Annotated in this window: 16 protein-coding genes; 4 read left to right on the top strand and 12 right to left on the bottom strand. The window is 45.8% G+C overall.

What is annotated here, in order from left to right; genetic code table 11:
* The first annotated feature begins 132 nt into the window (after positions 1-132).
* Entirely contained in the window at positions 133-858 is a 726-nt protein-coding gene (locus ACDZ28_RS18245; protein ID WP_042125935.1) for an HAD family hydrolase, read from the top strand.
* A 613-nt stretch (positions 859-1,471) separates the two neighbouring features.
* Here ACDZ28_RS18245 and ACDZ28_RS18250 read toward each other — a convergent pair.
* From ACDZ28_RS18250 to ACDZ28_RS18275, 6 genes are read right to left on the bottom strand one after another with little or no spacing between them, the layout of a single operon-like run.
* Positions 1,472-2,602 carry a YheC/YheD family protein gene (locus ACDZ28_RS18250; protein WP_042125939.1) on the bottom strand — a complete coding sequence of 377 codons (1,131 nt, stop codon included), beginning with the start codon at positions 2,600-2,602 and terminating at the stop codon, positions 1,472-1,474.
* The gene (locus ACDZ28_RS18255; RefSeq protein WP_076121531.1) at positions 2,584-3,102 is read right to left on the bottom strand and encodes a hypothetical protein; all 519 of its coding nucleotides are present in this window, start codon (positions 3,100-3,102) and stop codon (positions 2,584-2,586) included. Before ACDZ28_RS18255 ends, ACDZ28_RS18250 begins: the two co-directional genes overlap by 19 nt.
* 25 nt (positions 3,103-3,127) lie before the next feature.
* Entirely contained in the window at positions 3,128-4,240 is a 1,113-nt protein-coding gene (locus ACDZ28_RS18260; protein ID WP_076121529.1) for a YheC/YheD family protein, read from the bottom strand.
* Positions 4,237-5,610 carry a YheC/YheD family protein gene (locus tag ACDZ28_RS18265; protein ID WP_042125945.1) on the bottom strand — a complete coding sequence of 458 codons (1,374 nt, stop codon included), beginning with the start codon at positions 5,608-5,610 and terminating at the stop codon, positions 4,237-4,239. Before ACDZ28_RS18265 ends, ACDZ28_RS18260 begins: the two co-directional genes overlap by 4 nt.
* Positions 5,611-6,789: a YheC/YheD family protein gene (locus tag ACDZ28_RS18270; RefSeq protein WP_375102439.1), complete on the bottom strand. Its 1,179-nt coding sequence runs from the start codon at positions 6,787-6,789 to the stop codon at positions 5,611-5,613.
* Between the two features lie 10 nt (positions 6,790-6,799).
* Positions 6,800-8,167 (bottom strand): YheC/YheD family protein, encoded by a 1,368-nt coding sequence (locus ACDZ28_RS18275; RefSeq protein WP_375102440.1) that lies wholly within the window; start codon positions 8,165-8,167, stop codon positions 6,800-6,802.
* A 266-nt stretch (positions 8,168-8,433) separates the two neighbouring features.
* On the opposite strand from ACDZ28_RS18275, the gene ACDZ28_RS18280 reads away from it, so the two are divergent.
* Positions 8,434-8,772 carry a YlbF family regulator gene (locus ACDZ28_RS18280; protein WP_076121521.1) on the top strand — a complete coding sequence of 113 codons (339 nt, stop codon included), beginning with the start codon at positions 8,434-8,436 and terminating at the stop codon, positions 8,770-8,772.
* Between the two features lie 126 nt (positions 8,773-8,898).
* Here ACDZ28_RS18280 and ACDZ28_RS18285 read toward each other — a convergent pair whose 3' ends face one another.
* Positions 8,899-9,474, bottom strand: coding sequence for a hypothetical protein (locus ACDZ28_RS18285; RefSeq protein ID WP_375102441.1), 576 nt, complete (start codon positions 9,472-9,474; stop codon positions 8,899-8,901).
* A 191-nt stretch (positions 9,475-9,665) separates the two neighbouring features.
* Here ACDZ28_RS18285 and ACDZ28_RS18290 point away from each other — a divergent pair, with 191 nt between their 5' ends.
* On the top strand, positions 9,666-9,950 hold the full coding sequence (locus ACDZ28_RS18290; protein ID WP_042125953.1) for a hypothetical protein: 285 nt from the start codon (positions 9,666-9,668) through the stop codon (positions 9,948-9,950).
* A gap of 311 nt (positions 9,951-10,261) precedes the next feature.
* Here the strand turns inward: ACDZ28_RS18290 and ACDZ28_RS18295 are convergent, their stop codons facing one another.
* Together ACDZ28_RS18295 and ACDZ28_RS18300 are read right to left on the bottom strand one after the other, a co-directional pair.
* Positions 10,262-10,402: a hypothetical protein gene (locus ACDZ28_RS18295; RefSeq protein WP_339290069.1), complete on the bottom strand. Its 141-nt coding sequence runs from the start codon at positions 10,400-10,402 to the stop codon at positions 10,262-10,264.
* Between the two features lie 97 nt (positions 10,403-10,499).
* Positions 10,500-11,339 (bottom strand): hypothetical protein, encoded by an 840-nt coding sequence (locus ACDZ28_RS18300; protein ID WP_339290071.1) that lies wholly within the window; start codon positions 11,337-11,339, stop codon positions 10,500-10,502.
* A 300-nt stretch (positions 11,340-11,639) separates the two neighbouring features.
* On the opposite strand from ACDZ28_RS18300, the gene ACDZ28_RS18305 reads away from it, so the two are divergent.
* Positions 11,640-12,974, top strand: a complete 1,335-nt coding sequence (locus ACDZ28_RS18305; protein WP_042125955.1) for a DRTGG domain-containing protein — start codon at positions 11,640-11,642, stop codon at positions 12,972-12,974.
* A gap of 95 nt (positions 12,975-13,069) precedes the next feature.
* Here the strand turns inward: ACDZ28_RS18305 and ACDZ28_RS18310 are convergent, their stop codons facing one another.
* The 3 genes from ACDZ28_RS18310 to ACDZ28_RS18320 form a co-directional block, all read right to left on the bottom strand.
* Positions 13,070-13,384: a YtpI family protein gene (locus ACDZ28_RS18310; protein ID WP_042125957.1), complete on the bottom strand. Its 315-nt coding sequence runs from the start codon at positions 13,382-13,384 to the stop codon at positions 13,070-13,072.
* Positions 13,385-13,471: 87 nt separating this feature from the next.
* Positions 13,472-13,978 carry a DUF4044 domain-containing protein gene (locus tag ACDZ28_RS18315; protein ID WP_042125959.1) on the bottom strand — a complete coding sequence of 169 codons (507 nt, stop codon included), beginning with the start codon at positions 13,976-13,978 and terminating at the stop codon, positions 13,472-13,474.
* 5 nt (positions 13,979-13,983) lie between these two features.
* Complete coding sequence (locus tag ACDZ28_RS18320; protein ID WP_042125960.1) at positions 13,984-14,307, bottom strand: YtrH family sporulation protein; 324 nt, start codon at positions 14,305-14,307, stop codon at positions 13,984-13,986.
* Positions 14,308-14,430 lie beyond the last annotated feature (123 nt).

Below are 14,430 nucleotides of genomic sequence, written 5' to 3' on the forward strand. Positions count from 1 at the left end.
ATAAACTACAACAAGAAAAATGGAGAGCATGGACATTCCGAAGTGGTTTCATATATCATAGGGCTTGTACTGGAAATTTCGTGCAGATGAATGTGCTTACCTGAAGCAAAAGAGAATGGGGAGGAACAACAGATGAGTAATGAGGTACAAGGAACAGAGCTGAATGCAGTTCACTCGGTGTTGAACAAGCCGGAAGCGATTGTTTTTGATATGGATGGAACATTGTTCCAGACTGAAAGTCTTTTATTACCTGCATATCATAAGATGTTCGATATTTTGCGGGAAGAGGGACTATATGTAGGACCAACGCCACCGGAAGAGCGTATTCTAAGCAGTTTAGGGATGCTGCTGGCAGACATTTGGAAGAAGGTTATGCCTGATGCCGATGAGGCGGTGCACCGCCGTGCAGATGAGCTGCTATTGCAGCTTGAGGTCGAAGGACTTGAAGCAGGTGGGACGTTACTGTATCCTCAGGTGGTCGAAACACTGACTGCTCTAAAAGAGCGTGGAGTACGATTGTTTGTGGCTAGTAATGGGCTGGAGGAATACATTCACAGTATAGTTGTGGTGCATGAGCTTAAAGAGTTATTTGAAGGATTGTATAGTGCGGGTGGTCAAGGCACTGCTACGAAGACAGAATTGCTACGCATTTTGCTGGACAATCATGGAATCAAGAGTGCCTGGATGGTAGGCGATCGCTCGTCCGATGTGGAGGCAGGTAAGGGAAATGCTCAAACCGTCATCGGCTGTGCGTATGCAGGTTTTGGCCGTCAGGATGAGCTGAAGGGCTCCGATGTAATTATCACTTCCTTTGATGAGTTGATAGACTTTTACGACAACGCATTGGTTAGCGAATAGGAATATCGCGATTTATATTTGGTAAAAGAATAAAAGGCAAACCTCATCTAAGCAGAGGGTTGCCTTTTTTAATGTTAAGGTTCTAAATGCAGATGCAGGAATAGCTCAAAGCTAAAAAGATATACATAAACAAAGGGAATGATCCGATAGATCATGGAAAGGGGTTATTCCTATGTGATGATAAGGAATCGAGAAGCATGTTAAAGGAGTATAAAAAATGATAATGAGCTTCCTTTTTATTGCTTTAAGCGCTGCACTTGGAGTGGGCATGTGGTTTTTAGTAATAGGTATAGTCTTTTCTATTGGTGGCGGAGACTTATTTATAGTTACTCATTATGATTCCTTATTTTTTTATATTGCTGTTTTTTTGTTGTGTATAGTGAGCTATCTTTTGTTTATAAAACATCTATTAGAGAAGGACTTACAGCTCTTGCTCCATATTTGTGTGAGTACAACTACGCTCTTCTTTTTTCTAACGCCTTGGCTCAGCTAATCAAAATCTTCAATACAACGATTTTTTCTAATATAAGTTCCTCAGAACATCAGAAGTCATACAACAACCGCACTTTCTGCATATTGCAGAGAGGCGGTCGTTTTGTTGTTGAGTATCAATTTATTCCTCAGTAGTCTTAGCTGAGGCTGGAGCACCTTTATTATTATACAGCCATAACGCATATTCCAAAGGACGCACCAGTGCTTTACGATACGTGTTGCCGTCCCCTGAACGTGCGAACACTTCACGGGCAGGTTTTGGATTAACCTCCAGCACATAGATTTTTCCTTCTCGATCAATGGCGAGATCTAGTGCAAGCTCACATAAGGCTCCAAAGCTGTCTTCCAGGAAGGCTGCGGCATCAAGTCCTAATCGCTCTGCGGTTTTCATAACCTTATCGGTTTTATCCTGACTACCCAGCCATTCCTTTAGCAGCGTTTCAGCTCGAACGGCATGCCCACCCCCGTGAAGATTGGAGGTTACGCTTCGGGCTGCACCGACCCTAGCGGCCATACCAGTCAGTTCCCAGACCCCTTGCCCATTCTTTTGAACGAGCATACGATAATCATGGAAACGTCCGCCAGGCAGACGCAGCGGGATACCCTGCTGGACGAGGAATCGTCCACCGATACACCATTGTCGAACAATGGAATCCAATCTTGTGGAAGAGACCTTTCGGGGTGGAATAATCCGGCGATCTTGGCGACGGCCTTGAATATCAAAGACCCCTTTACTGTTCTTTACCCGCTCAATTCTAAGGATACCGCGTCCACCTGTACCGTTTGCTGGCTTGACATAGAGCACGGGATTCTGTTTTAACATCCGGTGTAGATCGGCAGAGGATTGATATAGCAAAGTTTCCGGCATATGCTGCCGGAACCTGCTTTTTTGTGAGAACGTTTGATGAATGGTCCATTTGTTGCGCAGTGGACGATTCAGAAACAGCAGATGTTTATAGCGTTCACGGAAACGAAGCAATTGTTCAAAGCGAGCGCTGCGCTGGATACGGCAACGATCATAAATCATGTTCGGAAAGGAACGCCATTTGCGAGACCATTTTCCGCTCTTGGGATCATAGACAAGGGCATGGATTTGCTCTTTGCTGGGATGGACATCCATGGGGGTAAACACAAAAACATCCAAACCGATTCGACTACCCTCAATGATCATTCTCCGGTACACGGCCTTTTCTTCAAGCTGCTTGGCTTCATTGATATACAAAGTGAGAATGCCTAAGACGGGCTCTGGCACAGGAGTTCACCTTCTTGTGGAGAAATGGTAGTACTGACGGTATTCTGCGGTGATCTGATCAATAAAGTTGGCTTGCCAGTAGGGCCACTAGTAAGCGCCACTGCGGCAAGGCCAACATTGAAGCACATTTTCAGACTGGCTGTATTATCGCTGGCAACACTGCATTCTAGACGGCCTAAGCGCTTTAACTGGGCGGTCATCAGGGCGGTGCCGGTATGCTTATTCCGGTATAAGGGATGCACGGTAACGAGACAGGCTTCTTCCCCGAAACCGGATACGAAGCTTACTCCTGCTAGCTGGCGACCATTTTGACCGCGTACGGTAGCGACAAGCAGCGAGACACCTGGCTCTGACAACTGATCTGGAGTTAATTTGGCCAGTACCTTACAAGCTTGGTTTGTAATGCGCCGCTCTCCGTGTTCTCTTATAAACTCAAGCAGTCCGGTTAGCCGCGATTTCCACTTTTTAGCATCAGTGTCGTAGATGGAGGATATCTGCATGCTGTGTCACATCCTTTAATGAATTCTACTTGGCATGTCGTGCTAAGTGCTGGCCATAATGAAAGATTCGCTCCAATGAAAGCTTGCGAATCGCAGGCTCATCAAATTTCATCGGCCGTGAGTTTGCCTCAAAGAACCAGAGTCCTCCGTTCTCATCTACACCGAGATCCATGGACATCTCCCCGAGCATAGTGTCAGAGGCTCTCTCAATTTGTCTGGCGATTAACAGAGCAGTTGTAGGTACGCTTTTTAGAATGGAGGCGGCTCTTTCGGTTCCAAATGTGCTTTCCAGCATACTGGAGGGCTCCTCAATACTGCCGCCGCGTGGTACATGCGTGGTGATACTGCGGGCACCAGCTAGTCGCGCACCTATGCCGGTCATCGCCCAGCCTCCTCTGCTGTTTTTCTGCAGAAGTACACGCAGATCAAATGGTCGTCCTCGGTGAGTCGCCAGCTCAATGGCCTGCTGTACGATGTAACGCGAGGTACCCTTTTCCTTTCCGATTCGTGCCCAGAGGCGCTCTATAGAGGCGGCTTTGTATGTCACATTTTTTTTGCCGCTTTGAATTTGCAGCCGATAGGGCAAAGTGGTCTCAGCACGGTATTTTAAACGCATAATGCCTTTACCGGCTTTGCCGCTCTCCGGTTTTAGGTAGAGGCTGGTGTGATTATTTAGCATGGCAGTAAGTGTGTTTGCGCTGCGTAGACGTCTGGTTTTTGGAACATGCTTAGAGGTAGCATGTGAGCCTTTCAGCCATTCAAAGAGATTCCATTTATTGAAAAAATACGGATTATAAAGCTTAATGCCTGGATGCTCCAGGCATTGAGCTATTTTGCGTACGACAGCAGGTTTCTCCTCATCCTCACGGGTAGGAATTCGATTATAGATAATTTGTGGAAGAGGTACAGGAATGCTGTACCATATTTTTCCGTTGGATGATGGGACATATCCGTTCACCATCCGTTCCTCAAGCTTTAAGTCACGGACAGTGACGACGTAGACAAGAAATCCCATTTCCTTGCCTGTGCGAATGATGTCCCGGAAGTTATTGCGGTTGCCATTAAAATGTCTTATTTTGTCACTGGTTGTCAGTATGGCAATAACGGGTTTTGTTTCATCCGGAATATGCGTGCTCACATCTCATCCCTCCTGCGGAATTTGCTGAGGTATAGACAATGCTCCAGAATGTGCTCGATGGAAGCTTTGCCCTCAGCGCGCAGGGAGGGATGACGGAAGATGGAACGTCCTGGTTTGGCGTTGGCCTCGAACATCCAGATGTCTTCATCCTGATCAATGCCGAGATCAAAGCCGATTTCACCGAGCAAATGACGATGCTGGATTTCTAAGGATTCTGCCAGTTTAATGGCTGTACTCTTCGCACGCTGCAAGACTTCATCTGCTCTGGCGCCGAATACACGCCCGAGCGCCTGCCCAGGTGTAAGCAAAGCCCCCCCATTTTTGAGGTGAGTGGTGACGCTGCCTCGGCCGGCTTTTTTAGCGCCTATGCCGACAACAATCCATTGATTACTCCCGTTTTTATGCATATGGAATCGGAAATCAATGGGGCAGCCATCAATTTCAATCAAACGTATTCCTTGTTGGACGATATAATTCTGCAGGCCTTGACCGTGTCGTGATCGAAGCATACGCATGAGGCTTTCAAAGGTAGTGAAGCGCAGAAGTACGTTTTTACCACCCTTGCGGTAGCGGGCAAAATACCCTTTTTTCGGCAGATAGGTGAGTCGGTAAATCCCGTGACCCAGGCTACCTGCGGAAGGTTTGTAATATACAAAATGGTGGTGATCCAGCATTTCTCTCATTTTTTCGGAAGAGGGATTGCTGTGTGTTTCAGGGACGTAACGGTTTGCAGCCCCGTCATTCTCTAGCAGCCGGTAGATATCGGATTTATTGAAAAAGCTCCAGTTGAAGTAAGGGATTTTCTTGCGCATAAAGCGTTCGCGAAGCTGGTTGATATATGGTGAGGTTTCAGCTCTCCGACTGGGCAGCCGATTGTAGACAACATCAGGGAGCGGAACCATTTTACGCTCGAATTTGCCGCCTGCGGTTAAGAAATAACCATAGACCTGCTCCTGCTGCCAGTTGATATCACGTGGCATAAAGGCAAATATATAACATTTGTTACTGCCTTCCCGCAGCAATTGCTTTATAAAGCCAGTGCGGGAACCGAAGGGTTGATTTGAAGATGCTGGCCCATCGGACAATACACCGACTAAAGGTCCAAGCTGTACCTCGTCGTTTTGCAGATTGCGTAAATAGATACCACCAGATTTCGGAACCTTGATAGCACTCTTTACACCAGTGGCGAGGAATAGATGATTTCCGGCGCGCTTGATGGGCTTGATCATGGTCGGGATGGCATCTTTACCGAGTCTAAGGCGAATGTTCTTTTTCCCGGTTAATTTCAAGCTTTTCATCAGTGCACCTGATACATATACAACTCTTTGGGGCTGCTTAGTGAAATGCACATTGCAAAAAGTGAGACTCATTTATGAATCCTCCTTAGGAACCATTGTTATCATTCTCCCGTTTATAACGGAGCTGTCCGTAGATAGGGATGGTATCCGTCGCTGTGTGAGTAGCAGATGGCGCGCATAAGACAGTGGATTCTCGGCGGCGAGCTTAGCAGCCCGGCGGTCGCCCGTCAGCCGGAATACCGTGCGCCCTGGCTTGGAATTTGCTTCTAGTAAATGAATCCGACCGCTCGAATCAATACCGAAATCTAGGCCGAGTTCTCCAAGCCTACCGCATGCGGCCTCCAGAAGAGGAGGCAAGTATGCAGCTTCTGTAGCAAGCTCCTGCATGATGTCTTTTCCGTCCTGACCATATTCTGCAAGCAAAAAGGGCAAAGGAGGAACCGCAGTTCCACCGCCGTGCAGGTTCGAAGTCAGTGAACCATGATTACCCAGCCGAACGGCCATGCCAGTAAGATCCCAGCGGCCGAGGCCATTCTTTTGCATCAATACACGCACATCGAACGGTTGCCCCTTACGATTAGTTAGGTGCAGATAAGGCTGTATAATATAGCGGCGTGTGCCGATAAATTCATGAATCCAGTTCAGTCCTTCATCCTGCGAGCTGAATACATATTGAAAGGGTGTATTTGTCCCATCACGCCCTCGTACTCTTATGCCTCCTCCAGAGCGTCTGTTCTGCAGTATGGCATGCAATGTACGTTTGCCGTGAGAGCCTGCTTTGGGTTTTAGGAAGACCCCGTATTCTCTTTCGGCGAGCATATTGCTTAACTTGCGTGTACCGGTATAAAGAACAGTTTCCGGCAGTAAAATAGCTGCTCTTCGGTTGCGCTTCAAGATCTCGTATACGCCCCATTTATCAGGTAAACCTCTTGACCAAGGTAGTGATCGGTGAAGGAAAGAGAGTGCAGACGAAGCTTCTTTTCTTTCTTTCGGACTATTGTAAAAACAACGATTATAAATGATATCCGGTGGTGTAGAGGTCGTATTGTGCCAGCTTCCGTCTTTCCATGTATAACCGGTTATAGATGACCCGTCTGACGCTACTCCGTCCGGATGAAACACGAGGACTTTAAGATTATATCGCGGAGCTGCACGGCATAAATGACTGCAAAATTCTGGCTCGGAAATCGGAGGATTCCCGTGGCGACGGCCCGTCATAATGCCGAGGAACCCCATAGCTGTTTCAGTCATTGTGTCCTCCTTATAAACCGGCCAAATAGCGGCAATACAGAATCATTTGCTTGACGGACGGTCTGATTTTTTGATCGTTTAGCGGTGTGTTATCGTTCTTGGAAGGTTTGGAGTTAACCTCCAAGAGCCATATTCGTCCGGATTGATCCAGTGCCAGATCGATTCCGAGCTCTCCGAAATGAGCAGGGATAAAGGTTTCTACTCCTCTTGCAATGGCAAGTGCTGCTCTTGGAAGCTGAAGCTGTACGCTATCCTTGGTACCTAAAGGAAGGCTGCTATTGCTAACGGCTTCACGGACAGTACTGAGACTGCCACCTCTTGCTAGATTGGAGACGAAATGATTGCTCCCAGCGGTACGAGCGACAATGGAGGTAACCCCCCATTTTCCGGTACCATTCTTTTGTACAAGTGCTCGAAAATCTACAGGACGCTTACCGAGCTCCATCAAAGGCAATCCTTGTTGAATCTGGTAGCGCGTTGTCTTCATCTTGGGAGCAATAGACTGGTACAGTTTAGCTAAAGTCGGGTAGCTTTGCTTGCGTGTACCTATAGAGGTAGTAGATAACAAACGGTATCCTCCGCCTTCATCTTTGGAGATTCGGAGAATGCCTTTGCCGAGACTGCCTCGTACAGGCTTTAGAAACACGCTTGGGTATTGGCTACACATCTTCTTTACAACAGCAAAACCGTTTAAAGCATGCGATTCCGGTAAATACCGCTTCAATGAAGGGTCTTGCGCTAAAGCTTCAAATACTTCTGTCTTGTCAAGAAATTTTTCGTTGAAGAAATGCGTTCCATACCGTGATTTTACATCCGCCAAAAAATGCTGTACGCTAGGTTTATTCTCCACCTTTCGCGTCGTTAGCCGATTGTTGATTACATCGGCGATGGGCAGACTCATTTTCCTCCAACCCTCGTTGTATACCCAGCCCTGAATGGAAGTGCTGCTTGTTTCGAGCGCTTCCGGGGTAAAGAAATATACATAGGCGCCTTGTACGTGGCAGGCATTTGTTAATTCTCGGCAGAACATGGTAATGGGTCCAAAAAGCCTGTCGAGATTATCTGGATGGTCACGACTGACGAGTACACCGATCAACGGTCCAAGCCGCAAGGTACGACTTACGGAGCTGTAAGAGGCGTTGAGGGTTTGCCGATGTTTCCATCCGGTCCGCCGCGCCAGTCCTTCGCTTACACGCAGGCTGTCGGATTTGGGAGCCGGGATAATGGTAACCTCCTGCCGGAAAGAGCCGAAAGCCAGCTGGAGCGTTCCGTGAGCCGGGATTTTGAGTCTTTTCATGGATCGTTCGCCAAGCATTATAGCGTTTTCCTGCAGGATGCCCGAGTGGACCGTATGGACCGGGATCTTGAATTGGGACATCGTGGATCTCCTTCCGGTAGGCAGCATGATGCCGGCAATTTGGTAGCTAAGGGTTACATATCATTCATCATATGGAGACAGATGACCCTTGGTGATTGACCTACTCTTTAAAAACCTTGCCACATCATTTCATAAGTCTGATCCAAGAAGCGAAACAAGCATGGGATGAATCAATATTTGGAAACTTAAGCGTAAGCTTCCGAGGCGAGTTTTGTACGAAGTAAGCCAGGAAGCGAACGCTAACAAAACTTTTAGGAGGAATCATAATGAGTATTCACGACAAAGCACATGAACTGGCGAAAGCCATTAAAGAAAGCACTGAGGTAGCAGATATCACTAACGCGATGAAACTGGTAGAAACAGATCCTGAAGCCAAAGCGATGCTCGACAACTTCCGTAACGGCCAAATGGAGCTTCAACAACGGATGATGAGCGGAGATATGCCTCCACAGGAAGAAATGGAGAAAATGGAGAAATTATTCGAGGTGCTTAACATGAATCTTGGGATTCGCCGTCTGTTCGATGCAGAACGCCGTCTGAGCGTTGTAATCGAGGATGTAAACAAGATCATTACCGAGAGCTTGTCGCAATTGTATGGCGAATAAACGCTTTTATTAAGCGAGCACTCGCTTGAAAAGTTTCATCAGTTCAATCTAAAGAGGATGTTCCCGAAGCCATTTGGCATTGGAAACATCCTCTTTATTCTTGTGACTAGCGTAGGAGTAAACTAACTAATCTTGCTTACCTTCGATTGCGCAAAGAAGAATACCAGCAGCCAAACCTAGGCGGCGATCAAGCATTCCCTTGGGATCTTCGGAGAAGTCAGCCATGATTTTTGTAACGAATGGGTTGAAGTTCTGTTTGAAGGCCGGAATCGTTGTGTCATCCATCTCGATATTGTATTTCTGAGGGATAATAGAGATAAAGCGGCGGAGTAAAGCCATCGCGGTGCTATCTTCCTTGATTTTTCCGATTTCCTGATCATGACGATCGAGAATCTTCCATTCATCTTTCAAAATAGATTTGAGTCCCTTACGGCGCAGTGCACCGATGTGCTCGCCAGTCTCCGTATCATGCACATCATAAGTTGCGCTAAAATCGACCACACTGCGGGCTTTGATTCGCAATAGCTCCTTATTCATGCTCTCATCCGTATACAGCGCAATATCCTCTTTCAGCTTGAATGCTTTCATTTGTGAATAGAGTACAAGTTGCTCCGTATTATCATAAATATGAAGTTTCGCACCCATGATCGAAAATACCTTTTTTCGAATTATGTATTCGGTATGAGTATAAGTTGTATTCAAGTCTAAATCGCCCCCTAAATGAAATTATCATCTCATATATAAGCTTTGCTAGCTACATAAATGCGTACTATTTTATATTTTTTTGAGTAAAAGTATATTTTTGTGGACTTGTCTCATATTAAGGACTTCAAGTTCATAGAGTAGAGATATAGATTCAATCGAATATCTTGTCTGCGAAGGAGTTGTTAGTAATGAGAAAAAGAAACAAGTTTAAACATGGTGTCTATCTGGTGCTGGCGTTGGCCATGCTTTTGTATGCTCTGCCGAAGTTATCGCTAGCGAATGGGCCTAGTTGGGTATTTGGTTTTGGAGTGATCTGGTCACTTTTCGCCTTTATGGTCATTGCGGCACATCTGCATTTCATAATTGGTGTTGATGAGGAGAAGACCAAGCGTTTAGAAGCTGTGCGAAAAGCAAAACTGGAACAATGGCAGTCCAAATGGAATGAAGAAACTAGAGTTACACAAAGATCATAGAAGTGGGGTTGAATCCATTAGTGACTAGATTTGAGTTTCAGGGGAAAAGCTCCAGGCTGGCAAAAAGAGATGCATAAATGCCCTAGATTCCTGGAAAAAGCGCCGAAATGGCGTAAAGAGGTGCATAAATCCCCTAGAATCCCAGAAAAAGCGCCGAATTAGCGTAAAGAGGTGCATAAATGCCCTAGAATCTTGGAAAAAGCGCCGAATTAGCGTAAAGAGGTGCATAAATGCCCTAGAATCACAGAAAAGCCCACTAGCTAAAGCCAGTGGGCTTTAAGAATCCCCCCGCGAACGCAGGGGGATTAAATTTATCGTGCACCTGTAAAAGGCTTGATCTCATCTGAGAGATCTTTTCCAGCTTTCTTTTCTTCTGCAGATATTCGTTTACCAAGAGCCGCGTAGTACCACACCGCCGGAACGAGAACCGCGAGTATAAAAAGAAATTGCATAAAGTCATCCCCCTTCACTAATACAGTATAACATATTTTTCCTTTTTTTCTTAAGAGTCTATTCTCTATTTTCTACCCAGTTTGTCTAACAAACGGATTACTTTTTACTGACCGATGACGAGCACTCAACTTCAAATACATAACTGGCGCTCCCCTGAGGCCATCTTGCTTGGATTATATACAGATGTTTTCCGCTACCTGCTGCGAGTTGAAAACTGTTATTTTCTACGGAAAGAGCTTCGTCCGGACGTTCCTCACCAGGAAATGAAGCCATAACCTCTATTTCTTTGGGTGCAGATGAGAATTTGAGTCCTACCTGATCGCGGCTGATGGCCTTGGGATGTACCTTCTGTTTGTTAACCAATTGATCGTATGAAGCTACATCTACACACACGCCTTTACCATACTCGTTCCAGCAATAAGAGCCTTGAATGGCATCGAACTGCTCACCGCCAACAGTAACTTGAACATTAGGGGGCTGTGGGTTAATAGAGTCTGCTGGAGAGTTCTTATCTTCTTTAAGAGTCGATTGAAACAAGTCCAACAGGTCCTTTTTGCTGGTATCTGACAGACGATAGTGACCCATTTGTCCGGATTGAATGAGTAATCCACTGTTACTTTCACCAATCCAAAAAGAGAATTCATAACTTATGCCATCCCTCATGTTCACAGTGGTTCTGTAATCGCCGGGAGCAATATCTAGTTGTCCTTTATCATATTCAGCAGTAGTTATGGCTTGAACGAATCGTTTGAAGGATGATGCTTCAGAGATAGTCGCCACTGGTTGGTCATTTTCTATTAAATTAATGGAAACTATTTTTTGTGCATCCAGCTCCATTCGATCTGTTTGTTTGACTTCGGTTCCCGTATTTCCACAGCCGACCAGTCCTATTAAAAACAAAATAATGGTAAATAGTATTAAAGCAATCTTGTTCATATTCGCATTTCTCCTTTACGCATGTTCTAACTCTCAGACTATAAAAAAGAGGGAAAGGTTGCTAAATAAAGGAAGTGGATTTCACGTGAAGCTTATAGCGTCTGCAGAATTATCCCATTTGGCAAAGTAGGTGTTTCAAGCGATTATCAGATCTAATATATTGTAATAATTTCCTTGATTATAGATTGTGTGCGGGCAGTTAAATTCGAATCCGATGCTTATGAATCGGTTGTACTGTGCCATTCTCTCCGTGTATAATGAGTACAGTATAGTACAGATCGGAGTACGGGGGTGTAACAGTTGGAAGGTCAAGGCGATGCAATTACTAAACACGAGCAACTGCTGCAGCATATTGAAAGTCTTAAGGTAGGCTCCAAAATATCTGTTCGTAAGCTTGCAAAAGAAATGTTAGTCAGCGAGGGAACTGCATATCGTGCAGTGAAGGAAGCTGAGAATCTTGGAATTGTCATCACGAAGGAACGGATTGGTACAGTACGTGTAGAAAAAAAGCCTCGTAACATTTCTGAACAGCTGACGTTTGGGGACGTGGTTGATATTGTTGAGGGTCATGTTCTTGGCGGGGCTAGCGGACTGAGTAAGCATCTTCATAAATATGTAATCGGTGCGATGAAGGTTGACGCGATGATTCGTTATATAGACGCAGACAGCCTGCTCATTGTAGGTAACCGTGATGATGTTCACTCTTTGGCGCTAGAGCAAGGTGCGGCAGTTCTCGTTACAGGTGGCTTCGGGACAAGCCGTGAAGTTAAGGCGTTAGCGGACGAGCTGGACCTCCCTATCATTTCATCAAGACATGACACGTTTACTGTGGCATCAATGATTAACCGTGCCATTTTTGATAGATTGATTAAGAAAAAAATCATGCTTGTAGAGGATATTGTCGACAGCAAACCGCGTCTGAATACGTTGAAAATTTCAAGCACCGTCGGTGAGCTGCGGCAGATTTCAGAGGAGACTGGAGAGCAACGTTTTCCCGTTACGGATGAATGGAACCGAGTGATTGGCATTATCGGACGACGTGAAGTAGAGGACCTGACAGAAGGGCAAAGTATTGAAAAGGCTATGGTTCGGAGTCCGGTTACCGCTGCACTGCATACCTCACTAGCCTCAGCTGCGCAGATCATGATGTGGGAAGGCGTCGATTTCCTACCTATTGTAGACCGTAACCGCAAATTGGTGGGCTCCCTAACTCGTAAAGAAGTGCTGCAAAGTCTGCGAGATGTCCGTAACACTCCACAGCTTGGTGAGACCTTCGATCATCTCATCTGGAACGGCTTTGCGGATGAGCGGGATGAAGAGGGACGATTGTTTTTTCATGGCTTCATTACTCCTCAGATGGCGACTGACCTAGGAACCATTTCTGAAGGTGTCTTGTCTACGCTAATGACGCTCTCAGCGTTTAAGGCTGCTAAGGATATAACAGGAAATGACTATGTCTTAGATAATATGTCTACCTATTTTATCCGGCCAGTACAGATCGAACACGCGATTATTGTAATGCCGAGACTGCTCGAGATTAGTCGCCGTACTTGTAAGCTAGAAATAGAGATCAGCTATTCAGATACCCTGGTAGCGAAAGCTGTTCTAATGCTGCAATCCATTGACCACGGCTAAGACACGACGAGTGATAAACATGCTAAATAGACTGCCCTCGAGGATAATAATGAGGGTAGTCTATTTTATTCTTGCAATCCTATGAAGACTAAAGCCTAGGCTTTCGACTGATGCTGCTCTTGGCTGCGGCTGTAATAGCTATAGCTACGCAGTCCTGAGAAGATGTTGAACACACCGATCAGAAGAAAGGCAGCTTCAACAATAATATTAACGGTGGAGCCGCGAAACAGAAACATGGAAATTAGGGACAGCGTTACGAGCATTGCGCCCAGCATCACATTCATAACGGAGCGTTTTAGCCCCTTAACTCGGGGATTTAAGGCACGGCGAGAGGATAAGCTGTACACAGCGGCACCGATTACAAAGACCACCAGCAGGATAAACAATAAGTATTTGATAAATAAAACCATGGACAGCCAGCTCCTTTATCATGTCGTGCAAAAGCCTTGAAGTAATTTCCACTTTTGTCTGTCCATTATTGTATCATACGATTGTTGTTAGTTGCGCTTAAAAGGACTGATTTCCACCCAGATTTGCAAAACGCCTTCCATGACGAGCATCGTCCGGATTTTGACAGAGTATTCCTTCTCACGCACAATGTAAAGTTTACCATCCAGCAGCAGCCTAACCAGTTTACTGTCTGTGTCAATATCGAACATGCTGCGGCCGCGCATCGGTTCCAGATCTGATCGTATTTCGCTAAGTATTAATTTTAAAGTTACGGGGTCAACTGGGTTTGAGCCTTCTGATTGGGCTTTGCTTTCCTCCGATCGAATTTTGATTTCTCTGATTACCGTAGAGGTATTATTATATTTTTTGAGTGTTTTAATATCCTCTTGATATTGCTCGATCTGTACACGCAGGTCTGCATTATTCAGCCATAACACATTATATCCAACATGGTATATGGCGTTGTATATGACGGCTCCCACGACGATCCCTAGCATGAATATAGCGGAAATTTGAGTGAATCTACGAAAACGACTGAATGGTGGAACTCTCACTGTCGTTACCCCCTGCCGCACACCCATTTTACTAGCTCACTGCCCATATGGGCTCCGAGAAAAGCGAAGGCAATATACATGATTTGCTTGATGGCAGGGGAAAGGTTGCCCCCAATCATGTTGCTTTCAATGACCCGTAAAGGGTCCATAGTACCCCCTACAGCGGCGGCAAGTGCCCATATTTTAATCCGGTCTGCTACATCTAGCATCGTTTGCGTCGGTGGTTGCAGGGAGACAACGGCGCCGATTCCACCGACCATAGCTCCGCCAAGTACGATGCCGAAGGCGATAAAGAAATCGAGGATCGCTTTGCTCATAAAAATGCTCATAAAGGCCCCTTCCCGGACGAGGCATCTATAAACGTTGCCTGTCCATGTGCTCTTAATCCATTCTATGGGCGGGTCCCCCTTTAATATGATAAAATAGTTTCATCTTATAGTGCGAGTTCAAAA

Source organism: Paenibacillus sp. RS8 (assembly GCF_041956825.1).
GTDB lineage: Bacteria > Bacillota > Bacilli > Paenibacillales > Paenibacillaceae > Paenibacillus_AQ.

Bases quoted from the DNA above. Each gene is read 5' to 3' on its own strand.
- ACDZ28_RS18245 (WP_042125935.1), top strand. From the start codon at position 133: ATGAGTAATGAGGTACAAGGAACAGAGCTGAATGCAGTTCACTCGGTG.
- ACDZ28_RS18255 (WP_076121531.1), bottom strand. From the start codon at position 3,102: ATGCAGATATCCTCCATCTACGACACTGATGCTAAAAAGTGGAAATCG.
- ACDZ28_RS18265 (WP_042125945.1), bottom strand. From the start codon at position 5,610: ATGAGTCTCACTTTTTGCAATGTGCATTTCACTAAGCAGCCCCAAAGA.
- ACDZ28_RS18270 (WP_375102439.1), bottom strand. From the start codon at position 6,789: ATGACTGAAACAGCTATGGGGTTCCTCGGCATTATGACGGGCCGTCGC.
- ACDZ28_RS18275 (WP_375102440.1), bottom strand. From the start codon at position 8,167: ATGTCCCAATTCAAGATCCCGGTCCATACGGTCCACTCGGGCATCCTG.
- ACDZ28_RS18280 (WP_076121521.1), top strand. From the start codon at position 8,434: ATGAGTATTCACGACAAAGCACATGAACTGGCGAAAGCCATTAAAGAA.
- ACDZ28_RS18290 (WP_042125953.1), top strand. From the start codon at position 9,666: ATGAGAAAAAGAAACAAGTTTAAACATGGTGTCTATCTGGTGCTGGCG.
- ACDZ28_RS18295 (WP_339290069.1), bottom strand. From the start codon at position 10,402: ATGCAATTTCTTTTTATACTCGCGGTTCTCGTTCCGGCGGTGTGGTAC.
- ACDZ28_RS18300 (WP_339290071.1), bottom strand. From the start codon at position 11,339: ATGAACAAGATTGCTTTAATACTATTTACCATTATTTTGTTTTTAATA.
- ACDZ28_RS18310 (WP_042125957.1), bottom strand. From the start codon at position 13,384: ATGGTTTTATTTATCAAATACTTATTGTTTATCCTGCTGGTGGTCTTT.
- ACDZ28_RS18320 (WP_042125960.1), bottom strand. From the start codon at position 14,307: ATGAGCATTTTTATGAGCAAAGCGATCCTCGATTTCTTTATCGCCTTC.